This is a genomic window from Altererythrobacter sp. GH1-8, from assembly GCF_043702085.1.
Taxonomy (GTDB): Bacteria; Pseudomonadota; Alphaproteobacteria; order Sphingomonadales; family Sphingomonadaceae; genus Erythrobacter.
In genome coordinates this window covers 653,643-671,956 of the sequence record NZ_CP171690.1, presented here as the reverse complement: position 1 = coordinate 671,956, position 18,314 = coordinate 653,643, and the positions used below count along the sequence as shown (strand labels likewise).

Genomic DNA, 18,314 nt, shown 5'->3' with positions numbered 1-18,314 from the left:
TTGACTTGAGTCAACGACACGCCGCGAGTCGGCAGGTAGGAATAGCCACATGATTGAAATTGAACGCCTCTCCGACAAAGCGCATCGCATGGTCGTGATTGCGGAATTCGTCCAGGCTGATGCCGAGCAGCTCGTCCAATTCGCACAGGAGCGCAATGCAGCCGGCGGCGGCGGCAACCTGCTGATCGACGTGACCGCAGTCACGGACTTTTCCTTCTCGGCAGTCGCGGTTGAGCTGGCTCACATGCCCAGCCTGATCAAATGGGTCTACGGCCTCGATCGGATCGCCATCATCTCCGACAACGCCTGGGTCCGTACCGGTTCGCGGCTGGAAAGTGCGCTGCTGCCGCGCGTGACTTACGAAGTCTATGACGAAAACGAGGCTGACGCCGCGCGAGCCTGGATCATGGAAGAAAGCGCAGGCCCGCATACAGGCGCAATTCGAGAGCTCGATCTGGGCAAGCCCGGAATCGTGGCAATCGAGCTTGCGGGCCGCCTCGACCGGGAGGAATCCGAACGCGGAATTGCTCTGGTGCGCCAACGCATGGAGGAGACCGGCGCGGCCCGCATGATGCTGGTCATCCGCGACTGGCATGGCTTTGACCTCGACCGGCTGATGAGCCGCGAGGTGCTGTCCGGCAAACTGGAAATCGCGCGCAATCTGGATCGCTACGCGATTGTCGGTGGGCCGAAGTGGATCCGCAGCTATGCCGAATTCACGGGCGCGTTCGTGAAGGCACAGATCAAGGCATTTGCGCTCGACGAGCAGGACAAGGCCTTGGCGTGGCTGGAAGCGTGAACCAGTCCCTCAGGGCTCGTCTCAGCCGCGCCTTTCCCTGAAAAAGCCGCGCAGCATGTCCGCCGCTTCTGTTTCGCCCATGCCTGAATAGACCGCGGGCTTGTGCAGGCATTGTGGATGCTCGAATACGCGTGCGCCATGCTCCACCGCGCCGCCCTTGGGATCGGAAGCCGCGTAGTAAAGCCGCGCAATCCGAGCGTGCGAAATCGCGCCTGCACACATCGCGCATGGCTCCAGCGTTACGTAGAGGTCGCAGTCGGTAAGCCGGTCCTGCCCGAGCGCCTCTGCTGCGATCCGCAGCGCCCGAATCTCCGCATGGCCCGTGGGGTCCGGGGGGTGTCTGGTGGCATTGCCGGCGCTCGCAATCAGCCTCTCGCCCTGCATCACCGCCGCGCCAATCGGCACTTCGCCCGCGCGCTCAGCTGCGCGCGCAGCTTCGAGCGCTGCTTGCATGCCTTGCGGGATGGGCCACTTGCTCATATGCCGAGCGCTAGAACGCCGCACAGGCGAGTGCAACTTTTCTTGACGATTCGCATATCCCAAGCTAAGCGCGCGCCTTTCCGGGATAACCCGAGCAATTTACGGCCCACGGCTCTGTCCGAGTGGCCCCATTGAGAACGAGTGAGATTAATCATGTCGCGCATTTGCGAACTGACCGGCAAGGGCCGCCAGGTAGGCCACAATGTGAGCCACGCCAACAACAAGACCAAGCGCGTCTTCCTGCCTAACCTGCAGAACGTCACGCTGCTGAGCGAGAAGCTCGACCGCAGCTTCAAGTTCCGCGTTTCGACGCACGGCCTGCGCTCTGTCGAGCACAATGGCGGCCTCGATAACTGGCTGCTCAAGACCAAGGACGAGAATCTCTCTTCAAACGCGCTCAAGGTAAAGCGCGAGCTGAAGAAGGCTATCGCTGCGGCGTAAGGTCTGCGGTCCTGCGGGATCGTTACAGATCAATGAGAGGCGCTCGGGCAACCGCAGCGCCTTTTGTTTTGCCTTTTGCGTACCCGCTAGTCTTGCGGTGTCCAGATTAGCCGTAACAACAGCGTTTCCTGCAGGTTCGAGAAATTGTCGTCTGAGATAACGTAAATCTCGGCGCTGCCATCATCGCGCTCTATGCTCGCCAGCCCCTCGAAATTGGCATCAAGTCCAGGACCGGAGAACCGTGCGATGATCCGCGCATCCCAGCTCTCGCCTTCACGAATGGTCGCAGGGTCCGCAATCGCCAGCGCGCTGCGGAAGCGGATCGGCAGTTGCAGGCGGATATCGCGCAGCAGGATCAGCACGCGGCCATCGGGCAGCATCGCCGCATCGACCGGGCTTAAGCCTTCGAGTGCAGGGAAGCGGAAGGCGACCGGCTCCTGCTCCTCAACCGGATCGCGCGCAAACAGCAGGCCGGGCGTGCCGCGCGCGAACCAGCCTTCCGGCGACTCGGCGAGTACGAGGAAACGCCCATCGGACAGACGCTGCAACACTTCCGGGCCGCCATTATCCTCCCAATCCTGCATCTCAGGCGGATCGCGGTCTGCAATATTGCCCAGATGAATGCCGCGATGGCGCTCAATCGTCTGCGTGTGTTCGTACGACGCCCACAGCGTGCCTGTATCAAGATCGACAGTAATGGCCTCGAGATCAACCAGCTCGCGCGGCAATTCCTTGGGGCCATCGCCCGGCAGCTTCAGAAAGCTCATCAGGCCGGGGCCAGCGCCGCGATCAGGGATCGGCAATTCGAGCAGCCGCGCCTTGTCGCTGCCCGCAAGCAGAGTGTTCTCATCAAGCACAACCAGCCCGGAAAAGCCGCCGAAATGAGTGTTGGCGCTGGTGAGCTTCCATGCCGCATCCAGCGTGATGCTGTCGGATTGGAATGTGCCGGAAGGCTCGATGGGCTCGATGGTCAGCGCAGCTTCGTAATCGACCGAAGGCGGCGCGGTGCGAACCCATGTGCCCGGAGCGAGTGCCAACATAACCAGCCCAAGCGCGAGCCATCGCCGCTTCATGACCAATCGCCCGTTAGTCTGCGTCTGGCAGGAACAGCAGCGGATCAAGCCGCGCGTCGTTCCACTTAATGCCCCAGTGCAAGTGCGGCCCACTCGAACGCCCGGAAGAACCGACCCGTCCGATCATCTGGCCCCGCTTCACCGTATCGCCCTCTTTGACAGTGAGGCTCTGCGCATGAAGAAATGCCGAATTGAGGCCCTGCCCATGATCGATGATGAGCAAATTGCCTTCCAGACTGAAGCCGGTTGCCGCGAGCACTACCACGCCATCGGCTGGCGCAACGAACGGCGTGCCAGCCCCCGGCGCTATGTCGAGGCCCGAGTGATAGCTGCCCGGTTCGCCCTTATAGATGCGCTGCGCGCCGAACCGGCCGGAAATGCGGCCCTTGACCGGCCAGATGAAGTTCTGCCGCCATCCCCTCGCCCCGGTTTCCTTCTCGCGCGCAGCCTTGATTGCGAGCCATTCGGGCTCGCGCTTCTTCCACCACTCTTCGCTGCTGACAGGAGGGCGCTTGGCCACATTCACCCGTTCGATCCGCCAGGCGCGTGGCGCGATATCCAGGCGAAATTCGACTTCGCGGCCATCCTCGAGCGTTGCCCGCAAAAAGGCGTGTTCGCCTGCATCGCGGTCAAACGCGGCAAAGAAGCGGCGATCTTCATCGAGCGCCAGCTCCTGTTCGCCAAGCCGGGCCGTGACCGCGCCTTCCGGCGCTGTGCCGACAATCCAGCCGCCTTGGGTCAGCCTGCCGTCATAGGTGAAGGCGGGAAGAACCTGCGCATCGGCCATCGGGGGCGTATCAGAGGAGCTTTCGGTTCCCGCGGCGCCCCGCTCGGGCGGCACCGGCATGGCTTCGCCTTGCGCGGCGCAGCCTGCCAATCCGACCGCCGCCACAAACCACATCACGGATGCTGGGCTGGAGCGAATCACGCCTTGCCGGTGAGACGCTGCGTGGCGGCCTCGCAGGAGATATAGGCCTCCTGATGCTCTGCGCTCCAATAGCGCAGCTCTTCCAGAGGAATCGCTTCGCCTGTCACAGCGCAAAACACATGCCGGCCGGGTTGCAACACCCGAAAGCCGTTCGGCCCGTAGAGGAGGCGCGCCCCCTTATCGCTTGAAGACATCAACATCGCACCATCATAGCAAGCTCGACCTTGGCGGACAATTAACCGAATAGATCCTCTTGCGCATCAGGTGTTCCGGTTTTGGGGCGAGGTTTGGGGGTCAAGGGACGCTTTGGCGCTTCGCCAGTCTTCACATCCAGCATTCCGTCAGCAAATTGCAGACTGAGCGCGCTTTCCTTTTCCGCCATCGCCTTGCGGGTGAGCGCCGTGCCGCTCGCATCACGGACAATCGCATAGCCGCGCTTCAGGGGCTCTTCAGGGTGGAACTGGCTCGCGAGCCGCCACAGGCTGTCGAGCTGCGCCTTGCGTTGCATGAGCGGCCGTTCAACCAGCGCGGGCACCAGCCGCGCACGCGCCAGCCGCCGCTGCGCATCCTGCACGCTACGGCGGAGCAGCGATGGCGAGAGCCGCGCCGCCGCGCCTGCAAGCCGCTCGCGCCCTTGCGATGCACGGTCCCTGAGCCCACGCCGCAACCGTTCAGCCAAATCATCGAGTCGCTGCGTCTGCATTTGCAGGATCTGCTCTGGCCTGGGCATCCGCCGCACCCGCGCTTCCAAACGTTCGCGTCCCAGCTCAACCGGTCGATAGACCGCGCGTCGCTGACGGTTGGCAAGATCGCCCAAGGTAGCGCTCAGGTCCGCCCGCACCGGCACGGCCATTTCCGCCGCTGCGGTGGGTGTAGGTGCGCGCTGGTCCGCGGCATAATCGGCAAGCGTCGTGTCCGTCTCGTGTCCCACAGCCGAGATCACGGGGATCGAACACTCGGCAATCGCGCGCACCACGATTTCCTCGTTGAAGCACCACAGGTCTTCAATCGAGCCGCCCCCGCGCGCGACAATCACAAGGTCGGGGCGCGGGACCGGGCCAGAGCCGTCCAGTGCCGCAAACCCGCGCACAGCGCTCGCAACCTGCTCGGCTGCGCCCTGGCCTTGCACCAGCACTGGCCAGACCAGCACATGAGAAGGAAAGCGATCCGCCAGCCGGTGAAGAATATCGCGAATGACCGAACCGGTGGGTGACGTCACAACGCCGATTGTGCGCGGGAGAAAGGGCAGCGGCTGTTTCCGCTCGCGGGCAAACAGCCCTTCGGCTTCCAGTTTCGCTCGCGTCTTCTCAAGCAGAGCGAGCAGCGCACCCTCGCCAGCAATCTCCAGGCTGTCCATCACGATCTGGTATTTTGAGCGGCCCGGATAGGTTGTGAGCTTGCCGGTCGCGATAACCTCAAGACCGTCTTCGGGCTTGAACGCCAGCCGGGCAGCATTGCCGCGCCACATCACCCCATCGAGCACGGCATTTTCGTCCTTCAAGGCGCAATAAAGGTGGCCTGAGGCCGCGCGCTTCACGCCCGACAATTCACCGCGCAAGCGGACATAGCCGAAGCGGTCTTCGACCGTTCGCTTAAGCGCCGCGGAAATCTCGCTGATTGTCAGCGGCTCGGCGTTGTCGCCTTGCCGCTCACGCGCTACCAGCCGTCCGTCTTCATTATCGAAAGTAGGATCGGCCATGAATATCCTTCTGCTGGGCTCGGGTGGACGCGAACATGCGTTAGCGTGGAAGCTGGCGCAATCCCCGTCGTGCTCCAAACTCTACGCTTCCCCCGGCAATCCGGGGATCGCGGAGGAAGCCGAGCTGGTAAGCCTTGACGCAGGCGATCATGCGGCGGTCGCAGCGTTCTGCAAGGACCGTGCAATCGGGCTGGTCGTGATCGGTCCGGAAGCCCCGCTGGTCGACGGTCTTGCGGACAGTCTGCGCGGCGAAGACATTCCCGTGTTCGGCCCGTCGAAAGCAGCGGCGCAATTGGAAGGCAGCAAAGGCTTTACCAAGGACCTGTGCGAGCGGGCGGGCATCCCGACCGCGGGCTATATCCGCACGACTTCACTTGAAGGGGCGGCAACAGCGCTTGGCCGCTTCGATGCGCCTTACGTGCTCAAGGCAGACGGGCTTGCGGCGGGCAAGGGCGTTGTCATTGCAGAGACCCGCGAGGAAGCCGAAGCCGCGCTCGCAGACATGTTTGGCGGCGGGTTCGGCGATGCGGGCGCGGAAGTCGTGATCGAGGAGTTCATGACCGGCGAGGAAGCGAGCTTCTTCGCGCTCACCGATGGCGCAGCAATCATCCCCTTCGGGACAGCGCAGGACCACAAGCGCGTGGGCGATGGCGATACTGGCCCAAATACCGGCGGCATGGGGGCATACTCCCCTGCACCAGTGCTGACGGACGATCTGCAGGCCCGCGTCATGGCAGAAATCATCGAGCCAACGGTTCGCACCATGGCCGCTGAAGGCATGCCCTATTCAGGCGTGCTTTACGCGGGCCTCATGCTGACCGAGCAAGGCCCAAAACTCATCGAATACAATTGCCGGTTCGGCGATCCGGAATGCCAGGTTCTGATGATGCGCTATCAAGGCGATCTGGTGCAGACCATGCTTGCCTGCGCCGAGGGAGAGCTTGCTAAGCTCGGAGCGGAGGCTCTCACGTTCGATCCGCAAGCGGCGCTGACCGTCGTCATGGCCGCCAGGGGCTATCCCGGCACACCTGAGAAAGGCGGCGCGATCGATCTGGCCGATAGCGAAGGGCGCGGCGCAAAGGTTTTCCATGCCGGTACGGCGCTTTCGGAAGGGCGACTCGTGGCTGCTGGCGGACGCGTCTTGAACGTCACTGCGATGGGCGATTCGGTCACTGCAGCGCAGGCTGCGGCCTATTCTGCGGCACAAAAGATACACTTCGCATCCGGATTTTATCGAAGCGATATTGGCTACCGTGAAGTGGCGCGTGAACGCGGTTGAACCGCGCATAAATTAGCTCTCTGATTTTCCGAGCATTTCATCCGGCTTCCAGCTGTCACGCCTTGCGGCAATGCTGTGGACGGCGAAGGGCTGTGGAAAAATTAACGCCTCACCCCCCTCCCGGCACGCCTCGTAACCGCCTATAGATGCGGCTCGACAATCATACGGTCGCATTCAGTTTAACAAGAACGAAGGTGGTATGATGTCCTCGCTGAGATACCATAATCAGGGTACCAACAACTGGCTGCCTAATTCGCGGCCGCTGGACCCGGAAGCAAGACGCGCAAAGTTCGGCCCGATCCGGCCGATGGGATATGAGGACCGCTCCTGGCTGTCCTCGCTGTTCTCGCGCCGTTGAGAATTTAGAAAGGCAGCGCAATCACCCGGTCGTTGGCCGGGCGGTTTCGTGTGACTGGGTGTGGGACCGCCGCTTGTCATCTGCGAGCAGAAACTTGATCTGGATCAAGGCAGGCAGGGCCGGCAGCCAGCATAATCCAATCGTTGCCTGAGATCCGCTCCCTGACTCAGGCAACATTTGGAGAGGTCACATGAAGTTCTCAGCCATCGCTATCACCTTAGCTTCAGCAGTCGGCCTGTGCAGTTGTAATGCACCGCAGTCGGAGGTGCGCTCTGCCGCGCCGGAGGAGCCTGTGCGCTATGACCGCAGCCCGAGGGACCACCATGCCTTTGTCCAGGCGGCGTGTGGTGGTTGCCACGCGGTCGATCCGCCGGGGCTGAGTCCCAATCCGCAGGCGCCGACCTTCGAATCGATTGCCAATCGGCCTGGCCTGTCAGAAGACACTCTCGCAAGTTGGCTGTCTGATGCGCACAACTATCCTGAAGTGATGGATTTCGATCTTGAGCCGCAACACATCGAGTGGATCGCTGAGCACATGATTTCCCTGCGGCGCGAGGACTACACGCCGCCGCCGAGCTGAAATCATCGGCGCGAGCCTTTCCTACCCGGCTCGTGAGAAGGTAGTTTGAAGCCTGCTCTTTGACTGTGTGAACCGGCTCTTCCATGCGACGCTAACCCGCGATCGGCGCGCGTTCACAGGTCCGGAGATATTTCACTCCAGTACTGTGTAACATGTGTAACCGACATTTCCCTGCAATGAGGGATTTCAGGCGCTTAGCCGAGCTTCTCTGCCATCAGCTTTTGCATGTCGGCTTCAGGGCGCGGGCCGTAATGGCTGATGACTTCAGCCGCTGCGATTGCACCGCGTTTGAGGCATTGCTGCAAGCTGACGCCTTTCGCATGGCCCGACAGGAAACCGGCTGCGAACTGGTCGCCAGCGCCGGTCGTGTCGACCACCTTGTCGATTGGCTCCGCTGCAACTTGTGCGCGCTCACCATGCGCAATCGCGACTGCGCCTTTCTCGCTCCGGGTGGCGACAAGCACGGGGACCTTGCCTGCGATCGCTGCCAGACCGGTTTCGAAATCGGCTTCTCCGGTCAGCGTGGCCAGCTCGCTTTCATTGACGAACAGAATGTCGATCACTCCGTCGTCGATCATCGCGCGGAAATCATCGCCATGCCTATCGATCACGAAGCTTTCGCTGGCAGTAAAGGCGATCTTGCGACCGGCTGCGCGGGCAACGTCGATCGCGCGGCGCATGGCGCGGCGGGGTTCCTCGGGATCCCACAGATAGCCTTCGAGATAGAGGATCGCGCCGCTTGCGATGAGGTCTTCATCGAGCGCTTCGGCTGGCAGGTACTGCCCAGCGCCGAGAAAGGTGTTCATCGTCCGCTCGCCATCGGGCGTGACGAAGATGAGAACGCGTCCCGTCGCGGGCTCGCCTTCACGGGGCGGCGTGTCGAAATCGATACCGGTCGCCCGCATGTCATGCGCGAAGACCTTGCCCATCTGGTCGCTTGCGACCTGACCGATGAAGGCGCATTGCATGCCAAGAGTGGAGAGTCCCGCCAGCGTATTGGCAGCCGAGCCGCCGGACACTTCACGCGCCGGAGGCATCGCTGCATAGAGCTCTTCGGCGCGCGCCTCGTCAATCAGTGTCATCCCGCCGCGGTTGAGCTGGAGTTCTTCGATCAACTCGTCCTTGCAAGAGGCGATGATGTCTACCACGGCATTGCCGATCGCGATCACGTCATAACGGGGTTCTGGCACGCAATAATCCTGTCGTCCGGGGAATTTCGGTTGCCGAAGCGCCTAGCCGCTCGGTTCATCTTAGCCAAGGGGCGGATTGCGTATCGCGCATACAGTTTGCGTTGACTTGCACCGCGCCGCCCGCAACAGGCGAAGCGAACATGGGCAATGTCGCAACAGCGTTGGCAAAGGCATTCGGGCAGCTTGGCGACCCGGCGATCCTGCGCATTCTGGCCAAGAGCTTTGCCATCACGCTGGGCGTATTCGTCAGTCTCGCATGGGCGCTGTCACTAAGCCTGCCCTGGCTGCTCGGCGGATATCTCGATCTGGAAGGTGATGTCTACATCGTAATTGGTACACTGCTTGCGCTCACCTCTGCCTGGTTCGTGTTCCGCATCGTAGCCATCGCCGTGCTGCAATTCTTCGCAGACGAGGTTGTCGCAGCGGTCGAGGCGCGGCACTACCCCCACACCGCGCGGCACGCACGCAAGCTCCCCTTTCGCGAGGACCTTGCCAATTCGCTCAAGGGTGCTGGCCGGGCGCTTGGATACAATGCGCTTGCCCTGCCGATTGCGCTGGTACTGGTCTTCACGGCGATTGGGCCGGCGGTGATCTTTTTGCTCGTGAATGCAGTCTTGCTTGGCCGTGAGCTGACCGACATGGGCTGGCTTCGCTATCGCCCCGATCGGGCCGAGACGACACCCGTCAGACCGGTGGAACGACTTGCCTTGGGCGCTGCGGTGGCCGGCCTTATGTTGATCCCTTTCATAAATCTGCTTGCGCCGATAATCGGAGCGGCTGCTGGAACCCATATGGTTCATTCGAGAATGAAAAATGCCCAATCTTGAGATGCGCGTCCTCACCATCCTCTGCCTCGGAACTGCGCTGGCTGGCTGCGTTTCGTCCTCACCCAATTACATTCCCGGCGGGCCGCCGCAGGCCAGCCGCCCAGCCCCGCAAGTCTCAACACCGCCACCGATGCGCCCGGCGACAACGCCGCAGACCACTGCGACGCAAGAATTCAGAGCAGCAGAGGTCATGCGCGCGCCAGGCCTTGAGGGTGTGATTGGCGCTACTGCCAATGAACTGGAGCGGCGCTTTGGCAATGCCCGACTGCGTGTTTCGGAGGGCGATGCTCTCAAACTGCAGTTCAGTGGAGAGCCCTGCGTGCTGGACGTCTATCTCTACCCGGCACGGCCAGGGGCCGCGCCGAGCGCAACCCACGTCGAAGCGCGGCGGGCGAGCGATGGCAGGCCGGTCGACCGTGCATCCTGCGTTGCAGCGCTTCGCGGTAGCTGAACGTTGGGGCATCGCGGTAACCCGCTCTTAAGCCTGTTTTGCGATAGTCTCCTGCGAATTCAGGGGAAAATCCGGACATGACCATTCAGTTCTCTCAACTCGCCGCCAAAGTCGCCGAAGATGGGGTTGTTACTCCGTCCGAACTGGCTGACCTGCGCCAGCTTGGCTGGGGCGATGGCAAGATCTATCGTGAAGAAGCCGAAGCGATCTTTGCAATCAACAACACCCTCAAGTCGCGCGACAGCGAATGGGTTGATTTCTTCGTCGAAGCGATCAGCGAATTCGTGCTCAACGGATCCGAACCGCGCGGCATGTGCGACGATGATGAAGCGAAGTGGCTGATCGGCCAGCTCGACCACGACGGCAAGCTCGACTCGATGGCAGAGCTGGAGGTGCTCGTGCGTATTGTCGAAAAAGCACGGAATGTGCCCGAAATGCTCAAGCATTATGCGCTGCGCCAGGTCGAACAGGCTGTCTTGACCGGCACCGGGCCAACCCGCTGCGGCGGTGATCTCTCCGCCTGCCATATCAGCGCGGCCGAGTGCCGGATCGTGCGCCGACTGGTGTTCGCAAGCGGAGGCCACGGTCCCGCAGCCGTCAGCCGCCATGATGCGGAATTCCTGTTCCGTTTGAAGGATGAGACTCTGCAGGAAGAAAATGCGCCGCAATGGGATGATCTGTTCGTCGATGGCGTTGCGAACTACCTAAAAGGCTTTGCCCTGACGAACGCGCAACTCGATCATGCGCGCGTTAAAGAGCTTGAAGCCTTCATCGCTGACAACAAACCCCGCGTTGGCCGACTTGTCGGAGCGATGGCACGCGAACTGCCACAAGTGCACAACCACTTTGGCAAGGTCTTTGGCAAGAAGCCCGAAGGCGCGAACTACGCTGAAGCTGCCGCCGCAGGCAATCTCGTTGATGACAATGAGCAGGCCTGGCTTGAAAAGATGATCGACGCCGATGGTGAAGTCGACGATCTGGAGCGCGCGCTGCTTGCAAGGATCATCGAAGAAGGCTGATCGCTACGAGCCAGAGCTGGCCTGCCTCAGACCATGAAGCTCTCGCCGCAGCCGCAGGCACCCTTTGCGTTTGGATTTTCAAACACAAAGCCTGCGGTGAAATCGTCTTCGACCCAGTCCATGATCGATCCGACGAGGTAAAGCACGCTCGCACCATCGATGTAGAAGGTACCACCGGGCGTTTCGATCTTCTCGTCGAACTTGGCTTCTTCGCTGACGTAGTCGACCGAATAGGCGAGGCCTGAGCAACCGCGGCGCGGGGTCGAGAGCTTGACCCCGATCGCATCCTCAGGTGCCTTGCTCATCAACTCGGCAATGCGGGCCTCGGCGCCCTTGGTCAGGGTAACGGCGGCCGGAATCTGGCGCGTTTTGGTGTCAGTCATATCAAAGCATCCCCAGTTCGAGCCGCGCTTCGTCGCTCATCTTGTCCGGGCCCCAGGCAGGCTCCCACACGAGATTGACTTCCGCATCACGAATGCCCGGTACGCTCGCTGCGCGCAGCTCCACTTCGCCGGGCATTGTTTCTGCAACCGGGCAATGCGGCGTCGTGAGAGTCATCGTAATGACGGCATCGCACTCCTCGTCGACCTCGACATTGTAGATCAAGCCGAGGTCGTAGATGTTGACCGGGATTTCCGGGTCGTAAATCTCTTTCAGCGCAGCAATCACCGCATCATGCAATTCGCCGCCCGGTTCGCCCGGTGCGACGTTCTCAGGCTTCTTGGCGAGGAAACCTTCAAGGTAATCGCGCTTGCGCTCCAGCTTTTCCGCAGGCGTCTCAGTGTCCGGATCGATGGCGTCATCAACCCGCGCGCGCCGAGGTTTCTCGTGCGGCTTTACGATTGCCTCGTTCGGTGCAGGCGCTGCGACAAAGTCTTTCTCGTCAGATGGCTTGTTCATAAGTGCTATCCAAAAATCCTGCGCGTGCGGTCCATGCCTTCGAGCAAGGCTTCCACATCGCTGTCATCAGAATACAGTCCAAAGCTGGCACGCGCGGTTGCAGGAACGCCCAAGTGATCCATCAATGGCTGCGCGCAATGGTGGCCCGCCCGGATTGCGACATCGCCTTCATCCAATATGGTGCCGAGATCGTGCGGGTGAACCCCGTCGAGCATAAAACTGACAATCCCTGCGCTGTCCGATGGTCCATAAACCGTGACATCATTCATGGCGCTGAGCTCGCGGCGCAAGCGTTGGACCAGAGCGGTTTCGCGCGCGTGAATGGTCTCCAGGCCGATGCTTTCGACATAATCGATCGCCGCGGCCAGCCCGATCGCCTCGGTGATCGCAGGCGTGCCCGCTTCGAAGCGCTGCGGGGGCGGGGCGTATGTCGTCTTTTCGAATGTTACGCGGTCGATCATCGCGCCGCCACCTTCCCATGGCGGCATGGCATCGAGGATTTCGCTGCGCGCCCAGAGCACACCGATTCCGGTCGGGCCATAGAGCTTGTGCGCGCTGAACACATAGAAATCACAATCCAGTGCGGTCATGTCGAGCGACAGGCGAGGGGCCGCCTGGCACCCGTCGAGCAGCAGCTTGGCCCCGACGGAATGCGTCATGTCAGCGGCGCGCTTTGCATCCAGCACCGAGCCGAGGACATTCGAGACATGGGCGAGTGCGACGAGTTTTACCGAGGGCTCTAACAAGCCTTCGAGCGCGTCTAAGTCGATCTGTCCGTCATCTGTAAGCGGGCAAACGGCAATTTCCGCACCGCTACGCTCTGCGAGCAGCTGCCACGGCACGATGTTGGAGTGGTGCTCCAGCGTGGAAAGGACCATTGTGTCGCCAGCCTTGAGGTTTGCCCCGCCCCAGCTGTTGGCCACCAGATTGATGGCCTCGGTCGCACCGCGGGTGAAAACAACCTCGTTCTCGCTGCCGCCAATAAAGCCCGCGACTCTCCGGCGAGCCGCCTCGTAGCGCAAGGTCATCTCTGCCGAACGTGCGTACACGCCGCGATGGACGGTCGCGTAGGTTTCGCCCAAGGCGCGTGCGACTGCGTCGATGACGGCGCGCGGCTTTTGCGACGTCGCCCCTGTGTCGAGGTAATGCCACGGCTTGCCTTCGCCGGTCACCATGCCGGGGAAGTCCGCGCGCAGATCGCGTTTCAAGGCGGCAGGCGCGTTCACAGCGTGGCCGCCTCCAATGCGCTCAGGGCATGTTCCAGCATGCGCTCGCGCGTATCGGCGTCATCGAGTTCGACAAATGCATCGCCGATAAAGGCCTGCACCAGTAATTTCTTCGCAAGCTGCGGCGGAATGCCGCGCGCCGCCATGTAATAGGCCGCATTCTGATCGAGCTGGCCGATCGCGGCGCCATGCGCGCATTGCACATCGTCAGCAAAGATTTCGAGCTCAGGCTTGGTGTTGGCGCTCGCGCCTTTCTCCAGCAGGATCGCGCGGAAGTTCTGCGCCGCATCGGTCTTCTGCGCATCGCGCGCAACTTCAATCCGGCCGAGGAAGTTACCCGTCGACTTGCCCCACTGAACGCTGCGCACGGTCTGGTTGCTTGTCGCATGGGGGTGAGCGTGAATCGTGCGGGTGACGAATTCCTGCACCTTGTCGCCGCCGCCCAAAGTCACACCGCCGAATTCGAAATGCGCACCTTCTTCCAGCGTCACTTCCAGTTCGATCCGCTGATACTTGCCGCCGGCGATCACATGGAAGGCCTCGTAGCGCGCCCCTTTCCCGACATGAACCCGGATCCGTTCGACCCCGCCCAGGCTTTCTGCGCCCGAGCTGTGGAACGCGGCGTGGCGCAACGTCTCGCCAGCGGGAACATCGTAAGTTGCCCAATGCGCAAGATGCGCAGAGTCAGCCGCAGCGAGATAGGCGCTATCAGCATAGCGCCAGTCCTCGTCCCTGTTGGTGGGCCGGGCAAGGGTTGCAGCCTCAGCCATCAGGCCGCTGCCTCTGCCATCACTGCATCATAGCCTTCGTCTTCCAGGCGCTGCGCAAGTTCAGGCCCGCCGGTCTGCACAATCCGCCCTGCTGCGAGAATGCTCACCCGGTCGGGCTTCACCACATCGAGTAGGCGCTGGTAGTGCGTGATCAGCAGTACGCCCTTGTCAGGCGCACGCATGATCGTGTTGATTCCTTCGCCAACCACCCGCAGCGCGTCGATATCAAGGCCGCTATCGGTTTCGTCGAGGACAGCAAACTGCGGGGCCAGAATGCCCATCTGGACCATCTCTGCGCGCTTCTTCTCACCGCCCGAAAAGCCGACATTCACTTGCCGCTTGAGCATGTCCATGTCCATCCGAAGCAAACCTGCCTTTTCCTTCGCAAGTTTGAGGAAGTCGCCACCGGAAAGCGGCTCCTCGCCTCTCGCGGCGCGCTGCGCATTCAGGGCCTCGCGCAGGAACTGAACGTTGGAGACGCCCGGGATTTCTACCGGGTACTGAAAGCCCAGGAACAAGCCTGCCGCTGCGCGCTCATGCGGGTCGAGCGCAAGCAGATCGATGCTTGTCCCATCTCGTTCGGAGAAAGTTACGCTGCCACCGGTCACCTCGTAGCCCGGACGTCCGCCCAGCACGTAAGACAGCGTCGATTTGCCCGCGCCATTGGGGCCCATGATCGCGTGAACCTCGCCTGCGGCGACCTCCAGCGAGAGGCCCTTCAGGATTGGTTTGCCGTCAACTTCGGCATGGAGATTTTCAATTTTGAGCATTGGTGGGAACTTCTTCATTCATGAGATCAGTAGGGACTTCGCGGGCCTGCTGGACGTAATAAATCGACATCAATTGGCGATCGAAAGCGCGACCGCGCTCGACATGCACCTGAGCGACGGTGCGAAAGACATCTCCCGCCCTTTCCGGTGCGAGCACTTCGCTCCAGCGGCCATGGCTGAGCGCTTCTTCGGATTTGGCGACAAGCTTCGCCTTCAACTTCTCGCAGCGCGGCAAGTCCGCTGCATGCTGCGCTTCGAAATCGGCTTCACCGCGAAAGCGCCGGTCCGCATAATTGAGGCAGCGCCGGTAATCCTGCACCAGCGGCTGGATGATGATCGGGTATTCCGTAATCCAGGTCGTTGGTCGCCTGAGCTCTTCCAGCGCGGCGGTTTCAGGCGCTGACTGCAGCGACAAGGCAAGGGCGGAGAGAGTGGTTGCGATCATCGTCTAAGCTTTAGAACAGAGTGAAAAATTGCGGGGCGAAATAGACAGCAACGAGCCCGCACAGCACCATGACGACTGTGCCGATGGTTGAGAAACCGCGGCTGAGGTTCATCACGAGTGCAAACACGGCGGCGAAAGTCGGAACCAGGAAAAGCGCGATCTTCTGCATGTCGGGCGACATCAGATCATTGAGGCTGGGCATCATGAGGCGTCTCCTTCCGATGAGTGAGCGCGTCCCGTTGGTCTGTTGTTGTCTGTTCTTGCGCGCAGCCCTGAACGCTGCCCTGATCTTGGGCGCGAGGCTTCACGGTGCGCGCGCTGGCCTTCGCGCTTGTCGCCAATGCGGATCCGCATGCCATGTGTGATGCGTTGAAGCACGGCGTCGATATCGTTGAGGATATCATCGGCCTTCAGCCGCATCACGCGGATGCCGACGCTTTCGAGGCTCTTGTCGCGGCGCTTGGCGAGTGTCTCATCAGCGCCATCCTCGTCAATCATGATCGCCATGCCGAGATTGTGGCAGTTGAAATCGACGATTGCGCTGCCGACCACGGCAAAGCGCTTGAAGGTGTAGCGGCCGAGGTCAGCCTTGGCGAACTTTGCGGCCAGCGCCTTGTGCGCGGGCGAGGCCTCTCGCCGCTTCTGCCGCGCCATGTCATGAAGCGCGTCGAGACGCTTTTCGCTGATCTCCCAGCCGCGGCCCTTCTTCTTGAGAGTGGGGGCTTCAGCGTCGGCGGTGTCACGCAGGTTAAGGGTCTTGCGGTCAGTCATTGGCTCACCCCCTCTGGTTGTAACAGAAGTTCACGAACCTCCTCTGCCTTAGGGGTCAAGAACAGTGCTGAACCTGCGAACTCGGACCCATGACGAACGTGACTTACTAGAGCCAATTCAGAGCCCTGAAGCATACGGCCCGCAGATGCGACCTCATCGAATTCCACGCCGAGCATTTCGGCGATCCGAGAATAGAAGAAAGAGTTGCCCGCCGAACACAGCTTGATGATCCTTTTTTGAAGGTCATCAAGCGTCTCGGCATAATATGGAAGCTCAGCTGGATCGATCACCCCACGCTCCCTTCCAACGAAATGGCCAGCAGTTTCTGCGCTTCGACCGCAAACTCCATCGGCAGCTCTTTCAGCACTTCCTTGGCAAAGCCGTTGACGATCAGCGCGACCGCCTCTTCTTCGCCGAGGCCGCGCTGCATCGCGTAGAACAGCTGGTCGTCGGAAATCTTGGACGTGGTTGCCTCGTGCTCGATCTGCGCGGTCGGATTCTTGACCTCGATATAGGGCACGGTGTGCGCACCGCATTCGCTGCCGAGCAGCAGGCTGTCGCATTGCGTGAAATTGCGCACATTGTCCGCATTCGCGCCGACGCGCACCAGCCCGCGATAGGTGTTGTTCGACTTGCCCGCCGAAATCCCCTTGGAAATGATGGTCGAGCGCGAACCCTTGCCATTATGAACCATTTTGGTTCCCGTATCGGCCTGCTGGTGGTTATTTGTAACCGCAACCGAGTAGAACTCGCCGACGCTGTCCTCGCCGTTCAGCACACAGGACGGATATTTCCACGTCACCGCGCTGCCGGTTTCGACCTGCGTCCAGCTGATCTTGGAGCGTGCGCCCTGGCACAGCCCGCGCTTGGTCACGAAGTTGTAGATCCCGCCCTTGCCCTCAGCATCGCCGGGATACCAGTTCTGCACGGTCGAATACTTGATCTCTGCATCTTCCATCGCGACAAGCTCGACCACGGCGGCGTGGAGCTGGTTTTCATCGCGCATCGGCGCGGTGCATCCTTCGAGATAGCTGACGTAGCTGCCCTTCTCCGCCACGATTAGCGTGCGTTCGAACTGCCCGGTGTTCTCCGCGTTGATGCGGAAATAGGTCGAGAGCTCCATCGGGCAGCGCACGCCTTCGGGAATGTAGACGAAGGTGCCGTCCGAAAAGACCGCGCAGTTGAGCGTCGCGAAGAAATTGTCATGCTGCGGCACGACCTTGCCGAGCCACTTCTTCACCAGTTCGGGGTATTCCTTGATCGCTTCGGAGATCGAGAGGAAGATCACGCCCGCTTTCTTGAGCTCCTCGCGGAAGGTGGTGGCGACCGAGACACTGTCGAACACCGCATCGACGGCGACTTTGCGCGCACCTTCCACCCCGGCGAGCACTTCCTGCTCTGCCACGGGAATACCGAGCTTGTCGTAGACCGCCTTGATCTCCGGATCGAGCTCGTCAAGCGAAGCGAGCTTTTCCTTCTTCTTGGGCGCGGCGTAATAATAAGCGTCCTGGTAATCGATCTTAGGATAGCCGACTTTTGCCCAATCGGGCTCTTCCATGGTCTGCCACAGGCGGAACGCCTTCAATCGCCATTCGAGCATCCATTCCGGCTCGCCCTTCTTGGCCGAGATGAAGCGGACCGTGTCTTCGCTGAGGCCTTTCTCAGCGTATTCGGTCTCGATGTCGGACGACCAGCCATGCTCGTACTCAGCCGCCTTTGCTGCGGCCTGCTTCGCATCGCGGTCGATCACGTCGTCGTCCTGGATGTCGATATTTTCGCTCATGCGGGTTCCTTTTCACGCACGACATCAGTCGCGAGCCCAATCGCAAGTTGAGTTAGGGGGATCGCGGCCAAAGCGCCGCGCAATGCATCATTGATCACCGGCCAATGCGGCTTGACGCTGCAATTATGGTCGACGGCACAGTCCTGGCTATCGATGCAGGCGGTCAGCGCGATCGGGCCTTCCACCGCTTCGACAATGTCCGCCACACTAATCGCCGCAGCCGGCCTGGCAAGCTGCAAGCCTCCACCCGCGCCGCGAACAGAGCGCAGCAAGCCGGCCGCAGTAAGCTTGGTGACGACCTTCTGCACCGTCGGGGCGGGAAGTCCAGTTTCTGCGGCCAGCTCGCTCGCCGAAACGCGCCCGCCGCCGCAATGGCGTGCAGCCGCGCACATCGTCACGACGGCATAATCGGCAAGATTGGACAGGCGCATGGCTCTAATACTCTAAATCGGACTGATTCGTTCCGATTTAGAGTTAGGCTCGGGTTTAGCCAGATTCAACGACTAAAGCCTTGTTGCGAGTCGT

The 18,314-nt window shown here is 61.2% G+C and carries 24 protein-coding genes; 7 read left to right on the top strand and 17 right to left on the bottom strand.

All coding sequences use genetic code 11. The features are described 5' to 3' along the window. Positions 1–49: 49 nt before the first annotated feature. Entirely contained in the window at positions 50–799 is a 750-nt protein-coding gene (locus tag ACG9DO_RS03360) for an STAS/SEC14 domain-containing protein (RefSeq protein WP_394730314.1), read from the top strand. A gap of 21 nt (positions 800–820) precedes the next feature. On the opposite strand, the gene ACG9DO_RS03355 is transcribed toward ACG9DO_RS03360, so the two are convergent. Beyond that, entirely contained in the window at positions 821–1,279 is a 459-nt protein-coding gene (locus tag ACG9DO_RS03355) for a nucleoside deaminase (RefSeq protein ID WP_394730313.1), read from the bottom strand. 153 nt (positions 1,280–1,432) lie between these two features. Between ACG9DO_RS03355 and rpmB the strand changes: the two genes are divergently transcribed. Next, positions 1,433–1,720 (top strand): 50S ribosomal protein L28, encoded by a 288-nt coding sequence (gene rpmB, locus ACG9DO_RS03350; RefSeq protein WP_394730312.1) that lies wholly within the window; start codon positions 1,433–1,435, stop codon positions 1,718–1,720. Positions 1,721–1,806: 86 nt separating this feature from the next. Here the strand turns inward: rpmB and ACG9DO_RS03345 are convergent, their stop codons facing one another. Genes ACG9DO_RS03345 through xseA form a run of 4 tightly spaced genes read right to left on the bottom strand, consistent with a single transcriptional unit; the run spans position 1,807 to position 5,420 of the window. Next, on the bottom strand, positions 1,807–2,793 hold the full coding sequence (locus ACG9DO_RS03345; RefSeq protein WP_394730311.1) for an esterase-like activity of phytase family protein: 987 nt from the start codon (positions 2,791–2,793) through the stop codon (positions 1,807–1,809). Between the two features lie 13 nt (positions 2,794–2,806). Further along, positions 2,807–3,721, bottom strand: a complete 915-nt coding sequence (locus tag ACG9DO_RS03340; RefSeq protein WP_394730310.1) for a M23 family metallopeptidase — start codon at positions 3,719–3,721, stop codon at positions 2,807–2,809. Next, positions 3,718–3,921: a DUF2093 domain-containing protein gene (locus tag ACG9DO_RS03335; RefSeq protein WP_394730309.1), complete on the bottom strand. Its 204-nt coding sequence runs from the start codon at positions 3,919–3,921 to the stop codon at positions 3,718–3,720. The genes ACG9DO_RS03340 and ACG9DO_RS03335 overlap by 4 nt, the downstream gene beginning before the upstream one ends. Positions 3,922–3,956: 35 nt before the next feature. Beyond that, the gene (gene xseA, locus ACG9DO_RS03330; protein ID WP_394730308.1) at positions 3,957–5,420 is read right to left on the bottom strand and encodes an exodeoxyribonuclease VII large subunit; all 1,464 of its coding nucleotides are present in this window, start codon (positions 5,418–5,420) and stop codon (positions 3,957–3,959) included. Between xseA and purD the strand changes: the two genes are divergently transcribed. Then, complete coding sequence (purD, locus tag ACG9DO_RS03325) at positions 5,419–6,699, top strand: phosphoribosylamine--glycine ligase (protein ID WP_394730307.1); 1,281 nt, start codon at positions 5,419–5,421, stop codon at positions 6,697–6,699. The genes xseA and purD overlap by 2 nt on opposite strands. A 548-nt stretch (positions 6,700–7,247) precedes the next feature. Then, positions 7,248–7,637 carry a hypothetical protein gene (locus tag ACG9DO_RS03320; protein WP_394730306.1) on the top strand — a complete coding sequence of 130 codons (390 nt, stop codon included), beginning with the start codon at positions 7,248–7,250 and terminating at the stop codon, positions 7,635–7,637. Between the two features lie 194 nt (positions 7,638–7,831). On the opposite strand, the gene ACG9DO_RS03315 is transcribed toward ACG9DO_RS03320, so the two are convergent. Beyond that, positions 7,832–8,827, bottom strand: coding sequence for an adenosine kinase (locus tag ACG9DO_RS03315; protein ID WP_394730305.1), 996 nt, complete (start codon positions 8,825–8,827; stop codon positions 7,832–7,834). 140 nt (positions 8,828–8,967) lie between these two features. Here ACG9DO_RS03315 and ACG9DO_RS03310 point away from each other — a divergent pair, with 140 nt between their 5' ends. The 3 genes from ACG9DO_RS03310 to ACG9DO_RS03300 all read left to right on the top strand — a co-directional run bounded on the left by ACG9DO_RS03310 (position 8,968) and on the right by ACG9DO_RS03300 (position 11,124). Next, positions 8,968–9,654 (top strand): EI24 domain-containing protein, encoded by a 687-nt coding sequence (locus tag ACG9DO_RS03310; RefSeq protein ID WP_394730304.1) that lies wholly within the window; start codon positions 8,968–8,970, stop codon positions 9,652–9,654. Continuing rightward, on the top strand, positions 9,641–10,105 hold the full coding sequence (locus ACG9DO_RS03305) for a hypothetical protein (protein ID WP_394730303.1): 465 nt from the start codon (positions 9,641–9,643) through the stop codon (positions 10,103–10,105). The genes ACG9DO_RS03310 and ACG9DO_RS03305 overlap by 14 nt, the downstream gene beginning before the upstream one ends. A 77-nt stretch (positions 10,106–10,182) precedes the next feature. Then, positions 10,183–11,124 (top strand): hypothetical protein, encoded by a 942-nt coding sequence (locus tag ACG9DO_RS03300; RefSeq protein WP_394730302.1) that lies wholly within the window; start codon positions 10,183–10,185, stop codon positions 11,122–11,124. 26 nt (positions 11,125–11,150) lie between these two features. On the opposite strand, the gene ACG9DO_RS03295 is transcribed toward ACG9DO_RS03300, so the two are convergent. The 11 genes from ACG9DO_RS03295 to ACG9DO_RS03245 are packed head-to-tail and all read right to left on the bottom strand — an operon-like array spanning position 11,151 to position 18,220. Then, a complete protein-coding gene (locus tag ACG9DO_RS03295) occupies positions 11,151–11,507 on the bottom strand; it encodes a HesB/IscA family protein (RefSeq protein WP_394730301.1) in 357 nt (118 codons plus the stop codon). A gap of 1 nt (position 11,508) precedes the next feature. Beyond that, positions 11,509–12,024 carry an SUF system Fe-S cluster assembly protein gene (locus ACG9DO_RS03290; protein WP_394730300.1) on the bottom strand — a complete coding sequence of 172 codons (516 nt, stop codon included), beginning with the start codon at positions 12,022–12,024 and terminating at the stop codon, positions 11,509–11,511. Between the two features lie 5 nt (positions 12,025–12,029). Next, a complete protein-coding gene (locus ACG9DO_RS03285; protein ID WP_394730299.1) occupies positions 12,030–13,250 on the bottom strand; it encodes an aminotransferase class V-fold PLP-dependent enzyme in 1,221 nt (406 codons plus the stop codon). Continuing rightward, positions 13,247–14,020, bottom strand: a complete 774-nt coding sequence (locus tag ACG9DO_RS03280; RefSeq protein ID WP_394730298.1) for a SufD family Fe-S cluster assembly protein — start codon at positions 14,018–14,020, stop codon at positions 13,247–13,249. Before ACG9DO_RS03280 ends, ACG9DO_RS03285 begins: the two co-directional genes overlap by 4 nt. Beyond that, a complete protein-coding gene (sufC, locus tag ACG9DO_RS03275; RefSeq protein ID WP_394730297.1) occupies positions 14,020–14,790 on the bottom strand; it encodes a Fe-S cluster assembly ATPase SufC in 771 nt (256 codons plus the stop codon). The genes ACG9DO_RS03280 and sufC overlap by 1 nt, the downstream gene beginning before the upstream one ends. Continuing rightward, positions 14,777–15,235, bottom strand: a complete 459-nt coding sequence (locus ACG9DO_RS03270; RefSeq protein ID WP_394730296.1) for a hypothetical protein — start codon at positions 15,233–15,235, stop codon at positions 14,777–14,779. The genes sufC and ACG9DO_RS03270 overlap by 14 nt, the downstream gene beginning before the upstream one ends. Before the next feature lie 10 nt (positions 15,236–15,245). Further along, positions 15,246–15,440: a hypothetical protein gene (locus ACG9DO_RS03265; protein WP_394730295.1), complete on the bottom strand. Its 195-nt coding sequence runs from the start codon at positions 15,438–15,440 to the stop codon at positions 15,246–15,248. Beyond that, positions 15,437–16,006 carry a DUF559 domain-containing protein gene (locus ACG9DO_RS03260; protein WP_394730294.1) on the bottom strand — a complete coding sequence of 190 codons (570 nt, stop codon included), beginning with the start codon at positions 16,004–16,006 and terminating at the stop codon, positions 15,437–15,439. Before ACG9DO_RS03260 ends, ACG9DO_RS03265 begins: the two co-directional genes overlap by 4 nt. Then, on the bottom strand, positions 16,003–16,296 hold the full coding sequence (locus tag ACG9DO_RS03255; RefSeq protein ID WP_394730293.1) for a hypothetical protein: 294 nt from the start codon (positions 16,294–16,296) through the stop codon (positions 16,003–16,005). The genes ACG9DO_RS03260 and ACG9DO_RS03255 overlap by 4 nt, the downstream gene beginning before the upstream one ends. Then, positions 16,293–17,789: a Fe-S cluster assembly protein SufB gene (gene sufB / locus ACG9DO_RS03250; protein WP_394730292.1), complete on the bottom strand. Its 1,497-nt coding sequence runs from the start codon at positions 17,787–17,789 to the stop codon at positions 16,293–16,295. The genes ACG9DO_RS03255 and sufB overlap by 4 nt, the downstream gene beginning before the upstream one ends. After that, entirely contained in the window at positions 17,786–18,220 is a 435-nt protein-coding gene (locus ACG9DO_RS03245) for an SUF system Fe-S cluster assembly regulator (RefSeq protein WP_394730291.1), read from the bottom strand. The genes sufB and ACG9DO_RS03245 overlap by 4 nt, the downstream gene beginning before the upstream one ends. Positions 18,221–18,314 lie beyond the last annotated feature (94 nt).

Coding starts and splice junctions, on each gene's coding strand:
- ACG9DO_RS03270 (WP_394730296.1), bottom strand. CDS start 15,235: ATGATCGCAACCACTCTCTCCGCCCTTGCCTTGTCGCTGCAGTCAGCG.
- ACG9DO_RS03300 (WP_394730302.1), top strand. CDS start 10,183: ATGACCATTCAGTTCTCTCAACTCGCCGCCAAAGTCGCCGAAGATGGG.
- sufC (WP_394730297.1), bottom strand. CDS start 14,790: ATGCTCAAAATTGAAAATCTCCATGCCGAAGTTGACGGCAAACCAATC.
- ACG9DO_RS03310 (WP_394730304.1), top strand. CDS start 8,968: ATGGGCAATGTCGCAACAGCGTTGGCAAAGGCATTCGGGCAGCTTGGC.
- xseA (WP_394730308.1), bottom strand. CDS start 5,420: ATGGCCGATCCTACTTTCGATAATGAAGACGGACGGCTGGTAGCGCGT.
- ACG9DO_RS03360 (WP_394730314.1), top strand. CDS start 50: ATGATTGAAATTGAACGCCTCTCCGACAAAGCGCATCGCATGGTCGTG.
- ACG9DO_RS03320 (WP_394730306.1), top strand. CDS start 7,248: ATGAAGTTCTCAGCCATCGCTATCACCTTAGCTTCAGCAGTCGGCCTG.
- ACG9DO_RS03355 (WP_394730313.1), bottom strand. CDS start 1,279: ATGAGCAAGTGGCCCATCCCGCAAGGCATGCAAGCAGCGCTCGAAGCT.
- ACG9DO_RS03305 (WP_394730303.1), top strand. CDS start 9,641: ATGCCCAATCTTGAGATGCGCGTCCTCACCATCCTCTGCCTCGGAACT.
- ACG9DO_RS03260 (WP_394730294.1), bottom strand. CDS start 16,006: ATGACTGACCGCAAGACCCTTAACCTGCGTGACACCGCCGACGCTGAA.
- ACG9DO_RS03265 (WP_394730295.1), bottom strand. CDS start 15,440: ATGATGCCCAGCCTCAATGATCTGATGTCGCCCGACATGCAGAAGATC.
- ACG9DO_RS03245 (WP_394730291.1), bottom strand. CDS start 18,220: ATGCGCCTGTCCAATCTTGCCGATTATGCCGTCGTGACGATGTGCGCG.
- sufB (WP_394730292.1), bottom strand. CDS start 17,789: ATGAGCGAAAATATCGACATCCAGGACGACGACGTGATCGACCGCGAT.
- ACG9DO_RS03345 (WP_394730311.1), bottom strand. CDS start 2,793: ATGAAGCGGCGATGGCTCGCGCTTGGGCTGGTTATGTTGGCACTCGCT.
- rpmB (WP_394730312.1), top strand. CDS start 1,433: ATGTCGCGCATTTGCGAACTGACCGGCAAGGGCCGCCAGGTAGGCCAC.
- purD (WP_394730307.1), top strand. CDS start 5,419: ATGAATATCCTTCTGCTGGGCTCGGGTGGACGCGAACATGCGTTAGCG.
- ACG9DO_RS03280 (WP_394730298.1), bottom strand. CDS start 14,020: ATGGCTGAGGCTGCAACCCTTGCCCGGCCCACCAACAGGGACGAGGAC.
- ACG9DO_RS03295 (WP_394730301.1), bottom strand. CDS start 11,507: ATGACTGACACCAAAACGCGCCAGATTCCGGCCGCCGTTACCCTGACC.
- ACG9DO_RS03335 (WP_394730309.1), bottom strand. CDS start 3,921: ATGTTGATGTCTTCAAGCGATAAGGGGGCGCGCCTCCTCTACGGGCCG.
- ACG9DO_RS03290 (WP_394730300.1), bottom strand. CDS start 12,024: ATGAACAAGCCATCTGACGAGAAAGACTTTGTCGCAGCGCCTGCACCG.